The organism is Pseudomonas sp. S3E12, from assembly GCF_001702295.1.
In the GTDB taxonomy this organism is placed as follows: Bacteria; Pseudomonadota; Gammaproteobacteria; order Pseudomonadales; family Pseudomonadaceae; genus Aquipseudomonas; species Aquipseudomonas marginalis.
In genome coordinates this window covers 31,191-47,825 of sequence record NZ_MBDT01000029.1, presented here as the reverse complement: position 1 = coordinate 47,825, position 16,635 = coordinate 31,191, and the positions used below count along the sequence as shown (strand labels likewise).

At 60.2% G+C, this 16,635-nt stretch carries 15 protein-coding genes; 9 read left to right on the top strand and 6 right to left on the bottom strand.

The features are described 5' to 3' along the window. Nucleotides 1–160 precede the first annotated feature (160 nt). A complete protein-coding gene (locus tag BB029_RS21865; protein ID WP_024072902.1) occupies nt 161–595 on the top strand; it encodes a YkgJ family cysteine cluster protein in 435 nt (144 codons plus the stop codon). A 193-nt stretch (nt 596–788) separates the two neighbouring features. Here the strand turns inward: BB029_RS21865 and typA are convergent, their stop codons facing one another. After that, a complete protein-coding gene (gene typA, locus BB029_RS21860; RefSeq protein ID WP_024072901.1) occupies nt 789–2,609 on the bottom strand; it encodes a translational GTPase TypA in 1,821 nt (606 codons plus the stop codon). Nucleotides 2,610–2,748: 139 nt separating this feature from the next. Then, complete coding sequence (gene thiI, locus BB029_RS21855) at nt 2,749–4,203, bottom strand: tRNA uracil 4-sulfurtransferase ThiI (protein ID WP_065940748.1); 1,455 nt, start codon at nt 4,201–4,203, stop codon at nt 2,749–2,751. Nucleotides 4,204–4,537: 334 nt separating this feature from the next. Here thiI and glnA point away from each other — a divergent pair, with 334 nt between their 5' ends. From glnA to ntrC, 4 genes are all read left to right on the top strand, one after another. Next, entirely contained in the window at nt 4,538–5,944 is a 1,407-nt protein-coding gene (gene glnA / locus BB029_RS21850) for a glutamate--ammonia ligase (protein ID WP_024072899.1), read from the top strand. Between the two features lie 85 nt (nt 5,945–6,029). Further along, on the top strand, nt 6,030–6,566 hold the full coding sequence (locus BB029_RS21845) for a chorismate mutase (RefSeq protein WP_065940747.1): 537 nt from the start codon (nt 6,030–6,032) through the stop codon (nt 6,564–6,566). 302 nt (nt 6,567–6,868) lie between these two features. Beyond that, nucleotides 6,869–7,954 carry a nitrogen regulation protein NR(II) gene (gene glnL, locus BB029_RS21840; protein WP_024072896.1) on the top strand — a complete coding sequence of 362 codons (1,086 nt, stop codon included), beginning with the start codon at nt 6,869–6,871 and terminating at the stop codon, nt 7,952–7,954. Next, a complete protein-coding gene (gene ntrC, locus BB029_RS21835) occupies nt 7,951–9,387 on the top strand; it encodes a nitrogen regulation protein NR(I) (protein WP_027605069.1) in 1,437 nt (478 codons plus the stop codon). The genes glnL and ntrC overlap by 4 nt, the downstream gene beginning before the upstream one ends. Before the next feature lie 529 nt (nt 9,388–9,916). On the opposite strand, the gene BB029_RS21830 is transcribed toward ntrC, so the two are convergent. Further along, complete coding sequence (locus tag BB029_RS21830; RefSeq protein ID WP_027605070.1) at nt 9,917–10,357, bottom strand: hypothetical protein; 441 nt, start codon at nt 10,355–10,357, stop codon at nt 9,917–9,919. On the opposite strand from BB029_RS21830, the gene BB029_RS21825 reads away from it, so the two are divergent. After that, a complete protein-coding gene (locus BB029_RS21825) occupies nt 10,356–10,811 on the top strand; it encodes a tRNA (cytidine(34)-2'-O)-methyltransferase (protein WP_010563141.1) in 456 nt (151 codons plus the stop codon). The genes BB029_RS21830 and BB029_RS21825 overlap by 2 nt on opposite strands. 126 nt (nt 10,812–10,937) lie before the next feature. Here BB029_RS21825 and secB read toward each other — a convergent pair whose 3' ends face one another. The 3 genes from secB to BB029_RS21810 are packed head-to-tail and all read right to left on the bottom strand — an operon-like array spanning nt 10,938 to nt 12,129. Then, nucleotides 10,938–11,417: a protein-export chaperone SecB gene (gene secB / locus BB029_RS21820; protein ID WP_014716520.1), complete on the bottom strand. Its 480-nt coding sequence runs from the start codon at nt 11,415–11,417 to the stop codon at nt 10,938–10,940. 42 nt (nt 11,418–11,459) lie between these two features. Beyond that, on the bottom strand, nt 11,460–11,714 hold the full coding sequence (gene grxC / locus BB029_RS21815) for a glutaredoxin 3 (protein ID WP_010213876.1): 255 nt from the start codon (nt 11,712–11,714) through the stop codon (nt 11,460–11,462). Nucleotide 11,715: 1 nt separating this feature from the next. After that, nucleotides 11,716–12,129 (bottom strand): rhodanese-like domain-containing protein, encoded by a 414-nt coding sequence (locus tag BB029_RS21810; RefSeq protein ID WP_027605071.1) that lies wholly within the window; start codon nt 12,127–12,129, stop codon nt 11,716–11,718. A 151-nt stretch (nt 12,130–12,280) separates the two neighbouring features. Here BB029_RS21810 and gpmI point away from each other — a divergent pair, with 151 nt between their 5' ends. From gpmI to BB029_RS21795, 3 genes are all read left to right on the top strand, one after another. Beyond that, nucleotides 12,281–13,807, top strand: a complete 1,527-nt coding sequence (gene gpmI / locus BB029_RS21805) for a 2,3-bisphosphoglycerate-independent phosphoglycerate mutase (protein WP_065940746.1) — start codon at nt 12,281–12,283, stop codon at nt 13,805–13,807. A 185-nt stretch (nt 13,808–13,992) separates the two neighbouring features. Continuing rightward, a complete protein-coding gene (locus BB029_RS21800; RefSeq protein WP_065940745.1) occupies nt 13,993–15,288 on the top strand; it encodes a murein hydrolase activator EnvC in 1,296 nt (431 codons plus the stop codon). 30 nt (nt 15,289–15,318) lie between these two features. Then, nucleotides 15,319–16,635, top strand: a complete 1,317-nt coding sequence (locus BB029_RS21795) for a S41 family peptidase (protein ID WP_065940744.1) — start codon at nt 15,319–15,321, stop codon at nt 16,633–16,635.

Genomic DNA, 16,635 nt, shown 5'->3' with positions numbered 1-16,635 from the left:
TTTTTAACTCATTCACCTTTAATACGCTTTTGATGCAGGGGTCGTGCCCGATCAGCCCACGGCCAGGCCTTTGAGCTGAAATACGCAAAATATTGTTCAAAAAACCACCAATCCCGGTATGATCGCGCGCCCGGATACCGCCCCACCTTTTGGAACCCTGATGAAGCCTCAACTGATCGCCGCCGCGGAACTCGACCGTCTCGAGACTTGGCAGAAATATTCCGCCCATATGTGCGGCGGCTGCGTGTCCAGCTGCTGCACGCTGCCGGTTGAGGTGAAGATCAAGGACCTGATCCGCATTGGCATCGTCGATGAGTTCGAGCGCGGCGACCCGCCGAAGAACATCGCCAAGCGGTTGCAGAAGGAAGGTATCGTCGAGCGCTACAACAACAAATCCGAGATTTTTACCCTGCAGCGCATGAGCAACAACGACTGCCTGTACCTGGATCGTAAGACGCGCTTCTGCACTATTTATGACAAGCGCCCGGATACTTGCCGCAACCACCCGAAGATCGGGCCGCGCCCGGGGTATTGCGCGTACAAGCCGAAGGAAGTGGTGCGCGAGACCAAGTTCAAGACCCTCGACAAGTTCTGATCCGGGTTTTGTGGGGCTCTCAAGGGCCCTATCGGGGGCAAGCCCCCTCCCACATTTTGATCTGTGAACACATTCAAAGGTGGGAGGGGGCTTGCCCCCGATGAGGCCAGTACAGCCACCACAGAAACTGCAGGCATAAAAAAACGCCCCCGGCCTTTCGACCGGGGGCGTTTTTCATTCAGCCTGAGTTAACTCAGTTCTTGGCTTTCTTGGCAGCGCGGGTGCGCTCGCCTTCGTCCAGGATCTTCTTACGCAGGCGGATCGACTTCGGCGTCACTTCGCACAGTTCGTCGTCCTGGATGAATTCCAGGGCCTGTTCCAGGGTGAAGCGAACAGGTGGAACCAGGGCGATGGTTTCGTCTTTACCCGAAGCACGCATGTTGTCGAGCTTCTTGCCTTTGGTTGGGTTGACGCCCATGTCGTTGTCACGGCTGTTCAGGCCAACGATCTGACCGTTGTAGATCTCTTGACCGTGTTCAACGAACAGCTTGCCACGCGCCTGGAGGGTTTCCAGGGAGTAGGTCAGCGCCTTGCCGGTTTCTACCGATACCAGGACACCGTTCTGACGGCCGGACATGTCGCCGGACTTCATGGTGTCGTAGCGATCGAAGATCGAGGTCAGGATGCCAGCACCGTTGGTCAGGGTCAGGAACTGGTTACGGAAACCGATCAGACCACGAGCCGGGATGTTGTATTCCAGACGCACACGGCCTTTGCCATCCGGCACCATGTTGGTCAGGTCGCCCTTACGCAGGCCCATCTCTTCCATGACCTTGCCCTGGGATTCTTCAGGGGTGTCGATGGTGACGTTTTCGAACGGTTCCTGCTTCACGCCGTCAACGGTACGGATGATCACTTCAGGACGACCAACGCCCATTTCGAAGCCTTCGCGACGCATGGTTTCGATCAGTACCGAGAGGTGCAGCTCACCACGGCCGGAAACCTTGAACTTGTCAGCCGAGTCGCCTTCTTCAACGCGCAGTGCAACGTTGTACAGCAGCTCTTTGTCCAGACGTTCCTTGATGTTACGGGAAGTCACGAACTTGCCTTCTTTACCGCAGAAAGGCGAGTCGTTTACCTGGAAGGTCATGGAAACGGTTGGCTCGTCGACGGTCAGAGGCTTCATTGCCTCGACAGTGTCCGGCTGGCACAGGGTGTCGGAGATGAACAGCGAGTCCATACCGCTGACGCACACGATATCGCCGGCGAAAGCTTCTTCAACGTCGATACGGTGCAGGCCGTGGTGACCCATCAGCTTCAGGATACGACCGTTGCGCTTCTTGCCGTCGGCGCCGATAGCGACAACCGGGGTGTTCGGCTTGACGCTGCCACGGGCGATACGGCCAACGCCGATAACACCCAGGAAGCTGTTGTAGTCCAGTGCCGAGATTTGCATCTGGAACGGACCGTCACGGTCAACCTTCGGTGGTGGAACGTGGTCAACGATCGCCTGGTACAGCGGGGTCATGTCTTCCGCCATGGCGGTGTGTTCCAGACCGGCAATACCGTTCAGGGCCGAGGCGTAGATCACTTGGAAATCAAGTTGCTCTTCGGTGGCACCCAGGTTGTCGAACAGGTCGAAGATCTGGTCCAGAACCCAGTCCGGACGCGCGCCTGGACGGTCAACCTTGTTGATGCACACGATCGGACGCAGGCCGGCTTCGAACGCCTTCTTGGTCACGAAACGGGTTTGCGGCATAGGGCCGTCTTGAGCGTCAACCAGCAGCAGAACGGAGTCAACCATCGACATTACGCGTTCTACTTCGCCGCCGAAGTCGGCGTGGCCCGGGGTATCCACGATGTTGATGTGGTAGCCGTTCCAGTTGATAGCGGTGTTTTTTGCCAGGATGGTAATACCGCGCTCTTTTTCCTGGTCGTTGGAGTCCATCACGCGCTCGTCGTTGAGCTCGTTGCGCTCCAGGGTGCCGGATTGACGCAGGAGTTTGTCTACCAGGGTGGTTTTACCATGGTCAACGTGGGCAATGATGGCGATGTTACGTAGATTTTCGATCACTTGTGTATCTCGATCAGAGGATTCGGTGTGCTGACAGGTCGTGGCAGCGATTAACAGTAGAGTCAGGCCTTGCCGTTACAGCTTGACGGCAGAGTCGGGGGGCCGGTGACGCAGGCCACAGGCAAACAGCCCCGGGCTCTTAGCTCGGTCGATAAACGCGCACATTGGCATGCCCCTCACTGAGCAAATGGTGGGCATGCAGGCGACTCATCACGCCTTTGTCGCAATACAGCAGGTACTGACGGCTGTTATCCAGTTCCTTGAAACGCGCGTTCAATGCATAAAACGGCAGCGTTTGTACGTCGATGCCGGCGATTTCCAGCGGCTCATCTTCAGCGGCATCCGGGTGACGGATGTCGATGACGATCTGGCCGGCCAGGGCTTCGCTGACTTCTTCGATCTGCACATCCTGGCCCAGTTCGTCGATAACACGATCGATCGGGACCAGCTTGGCGTTCTCGAGCGCACGCTCCAGAACCGCCATATCAAACTGTTGTTCTTCGTACTCCACGCGGTTGCGCTTGGCGTGGGTCTTGGGGTTCACCGAAATGACCCCGCAGTATTCAGGCATATGCTTGGCAAAGTCGGCGGTGCCGATTGTTTCTGCCAAGTCGATGATGTCCTGCTTGTGGCTGGCGATCAGCGGGCGCAATACCAGCTTCTCGGTCACGCAGTCGATCAGCGACAGGTTCGGCAGCGTCTGGCTGGAAACCTGGGAAATCGCTTCACCGGTCACCAGCGCGTCGATCTGCAACTGATCGGCGATTCGGGACGCAGCGCGCAACATCATACGCTTCAAAACTACGCCCATATGACTGTTATCGACTTTACCGAGAATTTCGCCCAGCACTTCCTCGAACGGTACGCTCACAAATAGCACGCGCTGGGAGCTGCCGTACTTCTTCCAGATAAAGTGCGCAACTTCCATCACGCCCAATTCGTGTGCACGCCCGCCCAGGTTAAAGAAGCAGAAGTGGCTCATCAGGCCGCGGCGCATGATCTGGTAGGCCGCCACCGTGGAATCGAAACCGCCGGACATGAGCACCAGGGTCTGTTCCAGGGCGCCCAGCGGGTAGCCGCCGATGCTGTCGTGCTGGCTGTGAATCACAAACAACCGTTGGTCGCGAATTTCCATGCGCACTTCAATTTGCGGCGCCTTGAGGGAAATTCCGGCGGCGCCGCACTCGCGACGCAGCTTGCTGCCGACGTATTTCTCGACGTCCATGGAGCTGAACGGGTGCTTGCCGGCACGCTTGCAGCGCACCGAAAAAATCTTGCCTTCAAGGCTGTCGCCGAAGTGCCGTTTGCATTTCTCGGTAATGTCGTCGAAGTCCCCCAGCGGGTACTCATCCACCTGCAGGAAATGCGCGATACCCGGCATGCAGCTCAGGCGCTCGGTCATGTCCTTCAAGGCCTTGGCGTCGGTCAGGCGGGTTTCCAGCTCGAGGTTGTCCCACACACCGTTCACCACCACAGCCGGGTCCAGATCGCGGAGCACGGCACGGATGTTCTTGGCCAACTGACGGATGAAACGCATCCGTACCGGTCGGCTCTTGATGGTGATCTCGGGGAAGACTTTAACGATTAATTTCATGGAAACAGCGCGCGCAGGGCCTGCCGAAAAAGGGGGGCGCGGATTATAGCGGAAATCGCTCAAGGTTTAACCAGTTAATATGCACAACACTCGACTCGCACTAAATAGGTGCATTTGCACTCGCGAACGCCACATTGCGGTGCGCCAATTTCGGGCATTTGTCGCAATGCACCTTTATAGGGGCGTTTTTGGAGCAAAAAACCCATGTTGGCGCACTGGCATGCAATTTGCTCTCTTGTGAGGCAGGTTGCCATGGCGGACTATCCGCGCCGGCATCACCCACATTCTAAGGGCTAACTCCACTACCCCAGCCCGAAGCCACCCGGAGGACACTATGTCGAAGTCGGTTCAACTCATCAAAGATCATGACGTTAAATGGATTGATCTGCGCTTCACGGACACCAAAGGCACTCAGCACCACGTGACCATGCCGGCTCGCGACGCGCTGGATGATGCTTTCTTCGAAGAAGGCAAAATGTTCGACGGCTCCTCCATCGCTGGCTGGAAAGGCATCGAAGCCTCCGACATGATCCTGATGCCGGACGACAGCACTGCCGTCCTCGACCCGTTCACCGAAGACCCAACCCTGATCATCGTCTGCGACGTGATCGAGCCTTCGACCATGCAAGGCTACGACCGCGACCCACGTGCGATCGCCAAGCGTGCCGAGGAATACCTGAAGTCCACCGGTATCGGCGACACCGTATTCGTAGGCCCGGAGCCGGAATTCTTCATCTTTGATTCGGTCAAGTTCAAGTCCGACATCTCCGGCTCCATGTTCAAGATCTTCTCCGAACAAGGTTCGTGGATGTCCGACCAGGACGTGGAAGGCGGCAACAAAGGCCACCGTCCAGGCATCAAAGGTGGCTACTTCCCGGTTCCGCCGTTCGACCATGACCACGAAATCCGTACCTCCATGTGCAACGCCATGGAAGAAATGGGCCTGGTCATCGAAGTTCACCACCACGAAGTGGCGACTGCCGGCCAGAACGAAATCGGCGTTAAGTTCAACACCCTGGTGGCCAAGGCTGACGAAGTCCAGACCCTGAAGTACTGCGTACACAACGTGGCTGATGCCTACGGCCGTACCGCTACCTTCATGCCTAAGCCGCTGTACGGCGATAACGGTTCGGGTATGCACGTTCACCTGTCCATCGCCAAAGAAGGCAAGAACACCTTCGCTGGCGAAGGTTATGCCGGCCTGTCCGACACCGCCCTGTACTTCATCGGCGGCATCATCAAGCACGGTAAGGCCCTGAACGGCTTCACCAACCCGTCGACCAACTCCTACAAGCGTCTGGTCCCAGGTTTCGAAGCACCGGTCATGCTGGCCTACTCGGCTCGCAACCGTTCCGCCTCGATCCGTATTCCTTACGTGTCCAGCCCGCGCGCTCGCCGTATCGAAGCTCGCTTCCCGGATCCAGCAGCCAACCCATACCTGGCCTTCGCTGCCCTGGTCATGGCCGGCCTGGACGGTATCCAGAACAAGATCCACCCTGGCGACGCCGCCGACAAAAACTTGTACGACCTGCCGCCTGAAGAGGCCAAAGAGATCCCACAAGTGTGCGGCAGCCTGAAAGAAGCCCTGGAAGAGCTGGACAAGGGCCGTGCGTTCCTGACCAAAGGCGGCGTATTCAGCGACGACTTCATCGATGCCTACATCGAGCTGAAAAGCGAAGAAGAAATCAAAGTACGCACCTTCGTACACCCACTGGAATACGAGCTGTACTACAGCTGCTGATCCGGTAGCGCTGCTTGACGCAGCGTGATGAAAAAGGCCTCCTTCGGGAGGTCTTTTTTTTGCCCGCACCCTAGGAGGTCACCTCTTGAAGCGTCTACTTGCATTCACTTTATTGTTCGCCAGCGCCAGTGCATTCGCTGCACCGCCGACACTGGAGCCATTGCTCAACAGCATCGCCGAACGCCTGGCCATTGCCGACCAGGTGGCCCTGAGCAAATGGGACAGTAAAAAACCGGTAGAAGACAAAAAGCGCGAGCAGGACGTGCTCGCCAGCGTCATTGCCCAGGCACCGAGTTACAAACTGGAGCCCGCCGCCGCCGAGCAATTTTTCTCGGCACAGATCGAGGCAAACAAGCTGGTGCAATACACCCACCTGTCCGACTGGCAGTTCCAGGGCAAGGCACCCGACGACCCGCGCCCGGACCTGGTGAAGCAGATTCGCCCGCAACTGGATCAATTGCAAAAACGCCTGCTGCAACAGCTCGCAGACTTCACGCCACAACGCAGCGACCCGCAGTGCCCTCAATGGCTGGCTGAAGCGGTGCATGAGCCGCTGAACGACCCGTTGCGGCAGCTGGCGATGATTCGCGCCACGGCCGAGCTATGTATCCACAAAGACTGAATCTGTAACCCGACCCGAACATGTGGGAGTTCCTCCCACATTGGATTTGTGTGAATTCGGCACTTCCTGAACAACCTTCACAAAACCGCACTATATTGGTGCGACATCCCGCACCCTTCCCACTGACTCACACCATTTTGGTTCGAAACTTCCCGAGCGGGCTGGCAGAACGCCACAGTTTCGCGCCTTAACCCCTTATTTCAGGGGATTCACGCTTCTTTTCGGAGCCTTGGTTTGGTTTTTGCATTTTCCTTGTATCAGCGTGTGCCTCAAGCCCGCGCCTTGCTCCAAAAGAGGTCCCGATGACCATCAGCGATGCACTGCACCGTTTGCTACTCGACAACCTGACCACCGCGACCATCCTGCTCAATGACGACCTGCGCCTTGAGTACATGAACCCGGCGGCAGAGATGCTCCTGGCCATCAGCGGCCAGCGCAGCCATGGGCAGTTCATCAGCGAATTGTTCACCGAGTCGGCCGAAGCCTTGAGTTCGTTGCGCCAGGCAGTGGAGCAGGCACACCCGTTCACCAAACGTGAAGCGATGCTCACGGCACTCACCGGCCAGACGCTGACCGTCGACTACGCCGTGACCCCGATCCTGAGCAACGGAGCCACGCTGCTGCTGCTCGAAGTGCACCCCCGCGACCGCCTGTTGCGCATCACCAAGGAAGAAGCCCAGCTGTCCAAGCAGGAGACCAGCAAGATGCTGGTGCGCGGCCTGGCCCATGAGATCAAGAACCCGCTGGGCGGCATTCGCGGCGCGGCGCAGTTGCTGGCCCGTGAACTGCCGGACGAGCACCTCAAGGACTACACCAACGTCATCATCGAAGAGGCCGACCGCCTGCGTAACCTGGTGGACCGCATGCTCGGCTCCAACAAGCTGCCGTCGCTGGCGATGACCAACGTGCACGAAGTACTGGAGCGCGTCTGTCAGTTGGTAGAAGCCGAAAGCCAGGGCTGCATCACCCTGGTGCGCGACTACGACCCAAGCATTCCCGACGTGTTGATCGACCGCGAGCAGATGATCCAGGCGGTGCTCAACATCGTGCGCAACGCCATGCAGGCCATCAGCAGCCAGAACGAGCTGCGCCTTGGCCGCATCAGCCTGCGCACCCGTGCCCTGCGCCAGTTCACCATCGGCCACGTGCGCCATCGCCTGGTGACCAAGGTCGAGATCATCGACAACGGCCCGGGCATCCCTGCGGAACTTCAGGAAACCATCTTCTTTCCCATGGTCAGCGGCCGCCCGGACGGTACCGGGCTGGGCCTGGCCATTACCCAGAACATCATCAGCCAGCACCAGGGTCTGATCGAATGTGAGAGCCATCCCGGCCACACCACATTCTCGATCTTTCTGCCTCTGGAACAAGGAGCCCCATCGACATGAGCCGTAGTGAAACTGTGTGGATCGTCGATGACGACCGTTCTATCCGCTGGGTCCTCGAGAAAGCCTTGCAACAGGAAGGCATGACCACCCAGAGCTTCGACAGCGCCGACGGGGTGATGAGCCGCCTGGCGCGCCAGCAGCCCGACGTGATCATCTCCGACATCCGCATGCCCGGCGCCAGTGGCCTGGACCTGCTGGCGCGGATTCGCGAGCAGCACCCGCGCCTGCCGGTGATCATCATGACTGCCCACTCGGACCTGGACAGCGCTGTCGCGTCCTATCAGGGCGGTGCCTTCGAGTACCTGCCCAAGCCGTTTGACGTGGACGAGGCCGTGGCGCTGGTCAAGCGCGCCAACCAGCACGCCCAGGAACAGCAGAACCAGGAAGCTCCGCCGACCCTGACCCGCACCCCGGAAATCATCGGTGAAGCGCCGGCGATGCAGGAAGTGTTTCGCGCCATCGGGCGCTTGAGCCATTCCAACATCACCGTGCTGATCAACGGCGAGTCGGGTACCGGTAAAGAGCTGGTAGCCCACGCCCTGCACCGCCACAGCCCGCGAGCGGCCTCGCCGTTTATCGCACTGAACATGGCGGCGATCCCCAAGGATCTGATGGAGTCCGAGCTGTTCGGACATGAGAAAGGCGCGTTCACCGGCGCAGCCAACCTGCGTCGCGGCCGCTTCGAACAGGCGGACGGCGGCACACTGTTCCTCGATGAAATCGGCGACATGCCGGCCGACACCCAGACCCGTCTGCTGCGCGTACTGGCGGACGGCGAGTTCTACCGCGTGGGCGGGCACACACCGGTCAAGGTCGATGTGCGCATCATCGCCGCGACTCACCAGAACCTGGAAACCCTGGTGCACGCCGGCAAGTTCCGTGAAGACTTGTTCCACCGTCTCAACGTGATCCGCATCCACATCCCACGGATGTCGGACCGCCGCGAAGATATCCCGACCCTCGCCCGCCACTTCCTCAGCCGCGCCGCCCAGGAGCTGGCCGTCGAGCCGAAGCTGCTGAAAAGCGAGACCGAGGAATACCTGAAGAACCTGCCGTGGCCCGGCAACGTGCGCCAGTTGGAGAACACCTGCCGCTGGATCACCGTGATGGCGTCCGGCCGCGAAGTGCATATCGGCGACCTGCCGCCGGAACTGTTGAGCCTGCCGCAGGATTCGGCCCCGGTGACCAACTGGGAACAGGCGCTGCGCCAATGGGCCGACCAGGCCCTGGCACGCGGCCAGTCGAACCTGCTGGACAGCGCCGTGCCGGCCTTCGAGCGGATCATGATCGAAACCGCCCTCAAGCACACCGCCGGCCGCCGTCGCGATGCCGCCGTGTTGCTGGGTTGGGGTCGCAATACCTTGACGCGCAAGATCAAGGAGTTGGGCATGAAGGTGGATGGTGGTGATGACGATGAGGGCGACGACGCCTGATCTCCCATCTACCGAGGTCTAATGTGGGAGGGGGCTTGCTCCCGATAGCGGTGGATCAGTCAGATAGATATCGACTGACACTCCGCCATCGGGAGCAAGCCCCCTCTCACATTTGGACCCCCACAGGGACTCAGAACCGTGCACCGCTTCAATGCACCCTGTTCTAGCATCGCGCACACGTTCCAAGCCCGAAACCAGCGTTTTGTTAAGAAAATACTGAACCCCGAAAACACCAAAGCCCCGTATTCCGGGGCTTTGCGCTTTCTGGAGAAATTTTTTGCCACAACTCAGCCACTCTGGCACGCGCCCTGCAATAACCCCAGTACAACCCAGTTTCGGGGACCTTGGTACAGGCAGGCCGAGAATCCCCTCTTTACACCCGGGGTGCTTGATGCGAACCGCGTCGCGCTCCACACCGCTTTCGGGAACCTCGGTACAGGCAGGCCGGGGATTCCCTCTTTAACACCGAAGCCTCTGGCTTCACCCCGTTTTGGGAGCCCTGGTACAGGCAGGCCGGGAACTCCCTCTTTTATTGCTCTTGGAGATGGATCTCCAGCCGCCAGCGGTCATCGACCTCCTCGCCCTTCCACTCCCCACGCAGCGGCCGAGCCGCCACCAGGTTCAGCAGCAAGCCCGCATCGGTCTTGCGCACGCGCCAGTTCACATCCTTGTCGTTGACCTTGAGCTGCCCGCTGGCGGCCTTGCCTTGCGCGTCGAACAACAGCGCCACGGTGCCGTCGATATGCTCACCGTGCAGCTTGGGTTCGCGGTTAAACCACGCCACCACACCGTCCGCCGCCGTCTCTATCTGCTGCAACTCGACCGGGTCTGGGGTGGTCAGGCGACCGATCATCAGGCCCACCATCAGGCCGACAATCGCCAATGAGCCCATCACCCTCGGCATTAGCTTCGGCCTTGGGTCTTCTTCAGGGGTAGAATGCAGCGCATCTTTGCCTTCGGAGCCGTGCATGTTTCACGTCATCCTTTTTCAACCAGAAATTCCGCCGAATACCGGCAACGTTATCAGGCTGTGCGCCAACAGTGGCTGCCACCTGCATTTGATCGAGCCCCTGGGCTTCGACATGGACGACAAACGCCTGCGCCGTGCCGGCCTGGACTACCACGAGTACGCCACCCTGCAGCGCCATGCCGACCTGGCCAGCTGCCTGGAAAGCCTGGGCCACCCACGGCTGTTCGCGTTCACCACCAAGGGTTCGCGACCGTTCCATGATGCCAGCTTCGCCGAAGGCGACGCCTTCCTGTTCGGCCCGGAAAGCCGTGGCCTGCCGGCCGAGGTACTCGACGCCCTGCCCGATGGCCATCGCCTGCGCCTGCCGATGCGCGAAGGCTGCCGCAGCCTGAACCTGTCGAACACCGTCGCCGTTGCCGTCTACGAAGGCTGGCGCCAACTCGGCTTCAAATAGCACACATAACAAATGTGGGAGGGGGCTTGCCCCCGATGGCGGAGTGTCAGTCGACATCTATCTGACTGATCCACCGCCATCGGGAGCAAGCTCCCTCCCACATTGGGTTCTGCGTCGGGTTCGAGATTACTGAACCGTCGGCGCGCCTTCCTGTTGCATGCGCTGCAGCTCTTGAGCGTACAGGGCATCGAAGTTCACCGGAGCCAGCATCAACGCCGGGAACGAACCACGGGTGACCAGGCTGTCCAGGGTCTCGCGGGCATACGGGAACAGGATGTTCGGGCAGAACGCACCCAGGGTGTGGCTCATGGACGCTTCGTCCAGGCCCTGGATCAGGAAGATACCGGCCTGTTGCACTTCAGCGATGAAGGCCACTTCTTCGCCATTCTTGACGGTGACCGACAAGGTCAGCACGACTTCGTGGAAATCGCCTTCCAGTGCCTTTTGACGGGTGTTCAGGTCCAGGGCAACGCTTGGGGTCCATTCCTGGCGGAAGATAGCCGGGCTTTTCGGCGCTTCGAACGACAAGTCACGCACATAGATACGCTGCAGCGAAAATTGTGGGCCTTGGGCTTCTGCTGCTTCGGTGTTCTGTTGGTCAGTCATCGCAGATCCTTCTTGATCTTGGGGTCTTTTAGGGGTTAGGAGTCAGACGAGCAGCAGCGCATCGAGTTTACCGGCGCGCTCCAGGGCAAACAGGTCGTCGCAACCACCGATGTGTTTAGCGCCGATCCAGATCTGCGGCACCGACGTGCGCCCCGCCTTCTGGGCCATTTCGGCACGCACCTGGGGTTTGCCATCGACCTTGATCTCTTCGAAGGCAACGCCCTTTTTCTCCAGCAGGGCCTTGGCCCGCATGCAGTAAGGGCACCAATCGCTGGAATATACGACGACCTGGCTCATATCACTTCACCAGCGGCAGGTTATCGGCGCGCCAGCTGCTGATGCCACCGGACAGCTTGGCGGCGGTGAAACCGCTCTTGAGCATCTCGCGGGCGTGGGTACCGGCGTGCTGGCCCTGGGCGTCGACCAGGATGATGGTCTTGGCCTTGTGCTTTTCCAGCTCGGCCAGGCGCGCGATCAGCTTGTCCTGAGGAATGTTCAGGGCACCGACGATGTGGCCGGCGGCGAAATCCTTGACTGGGCGGATATCCACCACAATGGCCTCATCCTTGTTGACCAGCGCGGTCAGCTCCGACGTGCTCAGGCTGCGGCCACCACGGCTCAATTCGTGAGCGATCAGCAGCGCCAGCAGGATGACGAAGGCACCCACGAGCAGATAGTGGGCAGTGGCAAATGCAATCAGGTGATCAACCATCAAGGAGGTTCCAGGGCGTTAAAATGGCGGTAAGTATACACAGCCGTCAGGGGGGGCCAACCCCCGTAAGGCGGTGACGTGGTCGGAACTTCGCTTTAAACTGCCACTCCCTTTTCAATTGCCTTCCTTTATTACCGCCGCGAGAGGATCTATGACTACTACGCCTAAACCTTTGGTCCTGATAATTCTCGATGGCTTCGGACACAGTGAAAGCCACCACGACAACGCGGTGTACGCGGCCAAGAAGCCCGTACTCGACCGCCTGACCGCGACGGTGCCCAACGGCCTGATCTCCGGCTCGGGCATGGACGTGGGCCTGCCGGACGGCCAGATGGGCAACTCGGAAGTCGGCCACATGAACCTCGGCGCCGGACGAGTGGTCTATCAGGACTTCACCCGCGTGACCAAATCGATCCGCGATGGCGAGTTCTTCGAGAACCCGACTATCTGCGCAGCGGTAGATAAAGCCGTGGCCGCCGGCAAAGCCGTGCACTTCATGGGCCTGCTGTCCGACGGCGGCGTTCACAGTCACCAGGACCATCTGGTGGCGATGGCCGAGCTGGCCTTCAAGCGCGGCGCCGACAAGATCTACCTGCACGCCTTCCTCGATGGTCGCGACACCCCGCCAAAAAGCGCGCAATCCTCCATCGAGCTGCTGGACGCCACCTTCGCCGCCCTGGGCAAGGGCCGCATCGCCAGCCTGGTGGGCCGCTACTTCGCCATGGACCGCGACAACCGTTGGGACCGCGTGTCCCAGGCCTACAACCTGATCGTCGACGGCCAGGCCGAATTCCACGCCGCCACCGCCCAGGAAGGCCTGGAAGCTGCCTACGCCCGTGGCGAGAGCGATGAATTCGTCAAGGCCACCACCATCGGCGAGCCGGTCAAGGTCGAAGACGGCGACGCCGTGGTGTTCATGAACTTCCGCGCCGACCGCGCGCGCGAGCTGAGCCGTGTGTTTGTCGAAGACGGTTTCAAGGAATTCGAGCGGGCGCGCCAGCCAAAAGTCCAATACGTCGGCCTGACCCAATACGCCGCCAGCATCCCGGCCCCCGCTGCCTTTGCTGCCGGCAGCCTGGACAACGTGCTGGGCGACTACCTGGCGAAGAACGGCAAGACCCAGCTGCGTATTGCCGAGACCGAGAAATACGCCCACGTCACCTTCTTCTTCTCCGGCGGGCGTGAAGAACCGTTCCCGGGCGAAGAACGCATCCTGATCCCTTCGCCAAAAGTCGCCACCTACGACCTGCAGCCGGAAATGAGCGCGCCGGAAGTCACCGACAAGATCGTCGACGCCATCGACCACCAGCGTTACGACGTGATCGTGGTCAACTATGCCAACGGCGACATGGTCGGCCACAGCGGTAACCTGGAAGCTGCGACCAAGGCCGTGGAATGCCTGGACCTGTGCGTCGGCCGCATTGTCGAGGCCCTGGAAAAAGTCGGCGGCGAAGCGCTGATCACCGCCGACCACGGCAACTGCGAGCAGATGTCCGACGAAACCACCGGCCAGGCCCATACCGCCCACACCACCGAGCCGGTGCCGTTCATCTATGTAGGCAAGCGCGATTTCAAAGTGCGTGATGGCGGCGTGCTGGCGGATGTGGCACCGACCATGCTGATGCTGATGGGGCTGGAGAAGCCCAAAGAGATGACCGGGACCTCAATTCTGGTCTGATCTCAACAAACATGTGGGAGGGGCTTGTCCCTTCCCACATGGGATCTGCGGTGTTTGGCAGATGTCTTTTTGCCATACCACCGCCGCTCGGCACCTATCTTGCCTTCCAGGCCGAATTGGGCGTTTTTTTTGCAGCGCTTGGCGGGCATACTAGGCCGTCCCTTTCCCTGGTGTCGCCCGCCTCTATGCTTCGCGCCTTGATTACCCTCGCTCTTGTCTGCCTGCTCCAACCGGCGTTTGCCGACGAGCGCGCACAAACTCAACAACAGTTGGACGCTACGCGTCAGGACATTACCGAGCTGAAAAAACTGCTCGGCAAGCTCCAGGAAGAAAAATCCGGGGTGCAGAAAGACCTGCGCGGCACGGAAACCGAAATGGGTAAGCTGGAGAAGCAGGTCCAGGAGCTGCAAAAAGAACTAAAGAAGAGCGAGTCGGAACTGGAGCGACTCGACGCTGAGAAAAAAAAACTCCAGAGCGCACGCGTTGAACAGCAACGCCTGATCGCGATCCAGGCCCGCGCCGCCTACCAGAGCGGCCGCCAGGAATACCTCAAGCTGCTGCTCAACCAGCAGAACCCGGAGAAATTCGCGCGCACCCTGACCTACTACGACTACCTGAGCAAGGCCCGCCTGGAGCAATTGAAAAGCTTCAACGAGACCCTGCGCCAGTTGGCCAATGTCGAACAGGAAATCGCCAACCAGCAGTCGCAGCTGGAGGACCAGAAAGCCAGCCTCAACGCCCAGCGCGACGAGCTGGACAAAGTCCGCAAGGAGCGCCAGCTGGCCCTGGCCAAGCTCAATGACGACGTGAAGGCCCGCGACGCCAAGCTGCAGGCCCGCGAGCAGGACCAGGCCGACCTGGCCAAAGTGCTCAAGACCATCGAAGAAACCCTGGCACGCCAGGCACGCGAGGCCGAAGAAGCGCGGCAGAAAGCGCTGATCGCCCAGCAGGAAGCGGAAAAAAAGCGCCAGCGTGAGGCCGAACTGGCAGCCACCACCGATGCCCCGGCGCCGCGCAAACCGGCACATGCCGCCCCTGGCCCGCTGGTTTCCAGTGCCGGCGAGTCGTTCGGCGGGCCTTTTGCTTCAGCCCGCGGCAAACTTCCATGGCCGGTTGATGGTCGACTGCTGGCACGCTTTGGGGAAACCCGGGGCGATGACACCCGCGCCAAGTGGGACGGGGTGATGATCAGCGCCTCTGCCGGCAGCCAGGTCCACGCCGTACATGGTGGGCGCGTGGTGTTTGCCGATTGGCTGCGGGGCGCCGGTTTGTTGGTGATTCTCGACCACGGTAATGGCTATTTAAGCCTTTATGGCCACAATCAGACGTTACTCAAGTCGGCAGGTGATGTTGTAAAAGCCGGTGAATCCATCTCCACTGTCGGTAACAGTGGTGGCCAGGACACCCCGGCGCTGTACTTCGCTATTCGTCAGCAGGGTCGCCCGAGCGATCCCGCACAATGGTGCCGGTCCCAAGGATAGGGTCGCATCTACATTAGGAGTTCGTTCGACATGCTGCATTTGTCCCGCCTCACTTCGCTGGCCCTGACGATCGCCCTGGTCATCGGCGCGCCTCTGGCTTTTGCCGACCAGGCCGCCCCGGCTGCACCCGCCGCCACGGCCGCGACCACCAAGGCGCCATTGCCGCTGGACGAGCTGCGCACCTTTGCCGAGGTCATGGACCGGATCAAGGCCGCCTATGTCGAACCTGTAGACGACAAGACCCTGCTGGAAAATGCCATCAAGGGCATGCTCAGCAACCTCGACCCGCACTCCGCGTACCTGGGTCCGGAAGATTTTGCCGAGCTGCAGGAAAGCACCAGTGGTGAATTCGGCGGCCTGGGCATTGAAGTCGGCGCTGAAGACGGCAACATCAAGGTCGTTTCGCCCATCGACGACACCCCGGCATCCAAGGCCGGCATCCAGGCCGGTGACTTTATCGTCAAGATCAACGGCCAGCCGACCCGCGGCCAGACCATGACCGAAGCCGTCGACAAGATGCGCGGCAAGATCGGCCAGAAAATCACCCTGACCCTGGTGCGCGACGGCGGCAACCCGTTTGACGTGACGCTCACCCGCGCGACCATCGTGGTCAAGAGCGTGAAGAGTCAGTTGCTGGAGTCGGGCTACGGCTACATCCGCATCACCCAGTTCCAGGTCAAGACCGGCGAAGAAGTGGCCAAGGCCCTGGCCAAGCTGCGCAAGGACAACGGCAAGAAACTCAGCGGCATCGTGCTCGACCTGCGCAACAACCCGGGCGGCGTGCTGCAGTCGGCGGTGGAAGTGGTCGACCACTTCATCACCAAGGGCCTGATCGTCTACACCAAGGGCCGTATCGCCAACTCCGAGCTGCGCTTCTCGGCCACCGGCAACGACCTCAGCGAGAACGTGCCATTGGCCGTGCTGATCAACGGCGGCAGCGCCTCGGCCTCGGAAATCGTCGCCGGCGCCCTGCAAGACCAGAAGCGCGGCGTGCTGATGGGCACCACCAGCTTCGGCAAAGGCTCGGTACAAACCGTGCTGCCGCTGAACAACGATCGCGCCCTGAAGATCACCACCGCGCTGTACTACACGCCGAACGGCCGCTCGATCCAGGCCCAGGGCATCGTGCCGGACATCGAAGTGCGCAAGGCCAAGATCACCAACGAAATCGACAGCGAGTACTACAAGGAAGCAGACCTGCAAGGTCACCTGGGCAATGGCAACGGCGGTGCCGACCAGCCAACCGGCAGCAGCAAGAAAGCCAAGCCGATGCCGCAGGACGATGACTACCAGCTGGCCCAGGCGCTGAGCCTGCTCAAGGGCCTGAGCATTACGCGCAGCCGTTGA

What these genes read in the sequence shown, in the direction of transcription:
- BB029_RS21865 (WP_024072902.1), top strand. Translation starts at nt 161, where the DNA reads ATGAAGCCTCAACTGATCGCCGCCGCGGAACTCGACCGTCTCGAGACT.
- thiI (WP_065940748.1), bottom strand. Translation starts at nt 4,203, where the DNA reads ATGAAATTAATCGTTAAAGTCTTCCCCGAGATCACCATCAAGAGCCGA.
- glnA (WP_024072899.1), top strand. Translation starts at nt 4,538, where the DNA reads ATGTCGAAGTCGGTTCAACTCATCAAAGATCATGACGTTAAATGGATT.
- glnL (WP_024072896.1), top strand. Translation starts at nt 6,869, where the DNA reads ATGACCATCAGCGATGCACTGCACCGTTTGCTACTCGACAACCTGACC.
- ntrC (WP_027605069.1), top strand. Translation starts at nt 7,951, where the DNA reads ATGAGCCGTAGTGAAACTGTGTGGATCGTCGATGACGACCGTTCTATC.
- BB029_RS21825 (WP_010563141.1), top strand. Translation starts at nt 10,356, where the DNA reads ATGTTTCACGTCATCCTTTTTCAACCAGAAATTCCGCCGAATACCGGC.
- BB029_RS21830 (WP_027605070.1), bottom strand. Translation starts at nt 10,357, where the DNA reads ATGCACGGCTCCGAAGGCAAAGATGCGCTGCATTCTACCCCTGAAGAA.
- secB (WP_014716520.1), bottom strand. Translation starts at nt 11,417, where the DNA reads ATGACTGACCAACAGAACACCGAAGCAGCAGAAGCCCAAGGCCCACAA.
- grxC (WP_010213876.1), bottom strand. Translation starts at nt 11,714, where the DNA reads ATGAGCCAGGTCGTCGTATATTCCAGCGATTGGTGCCCTTACTGCATG.
- BB029_RS21810 (WP_027605071.1), bottom strand. Translation starts at nt 12,129, where the DNA reads ATGGTTGATCACCTGATTGCATTTGCCACTGCCCACTATCTGCTCGTG.
- gpmI (WP_065940746.1), top strand. Translation starts at nt 12,281, where the DNA reads ATGACTACTACGCCTAAACCTTTGGTCCTGATAATTCTCGATGGCTTC.
- BB029_RS21800 (WP_065940745.1), top strand. Translation starts at nt 13,993, where the DNA reads ATGCTTCGCGCCTTGATTACCCTCGCTCTTGTCTGCCTGCTCCAACCG.
- BB029_RS21795 (WP_065940744.1), top strand. Translation starts at nt 15,319, where the DNA reads ATGCTGCATTTGTCCCGCCTCACTTCGCTGGCCCTGACGATCGCCCTG.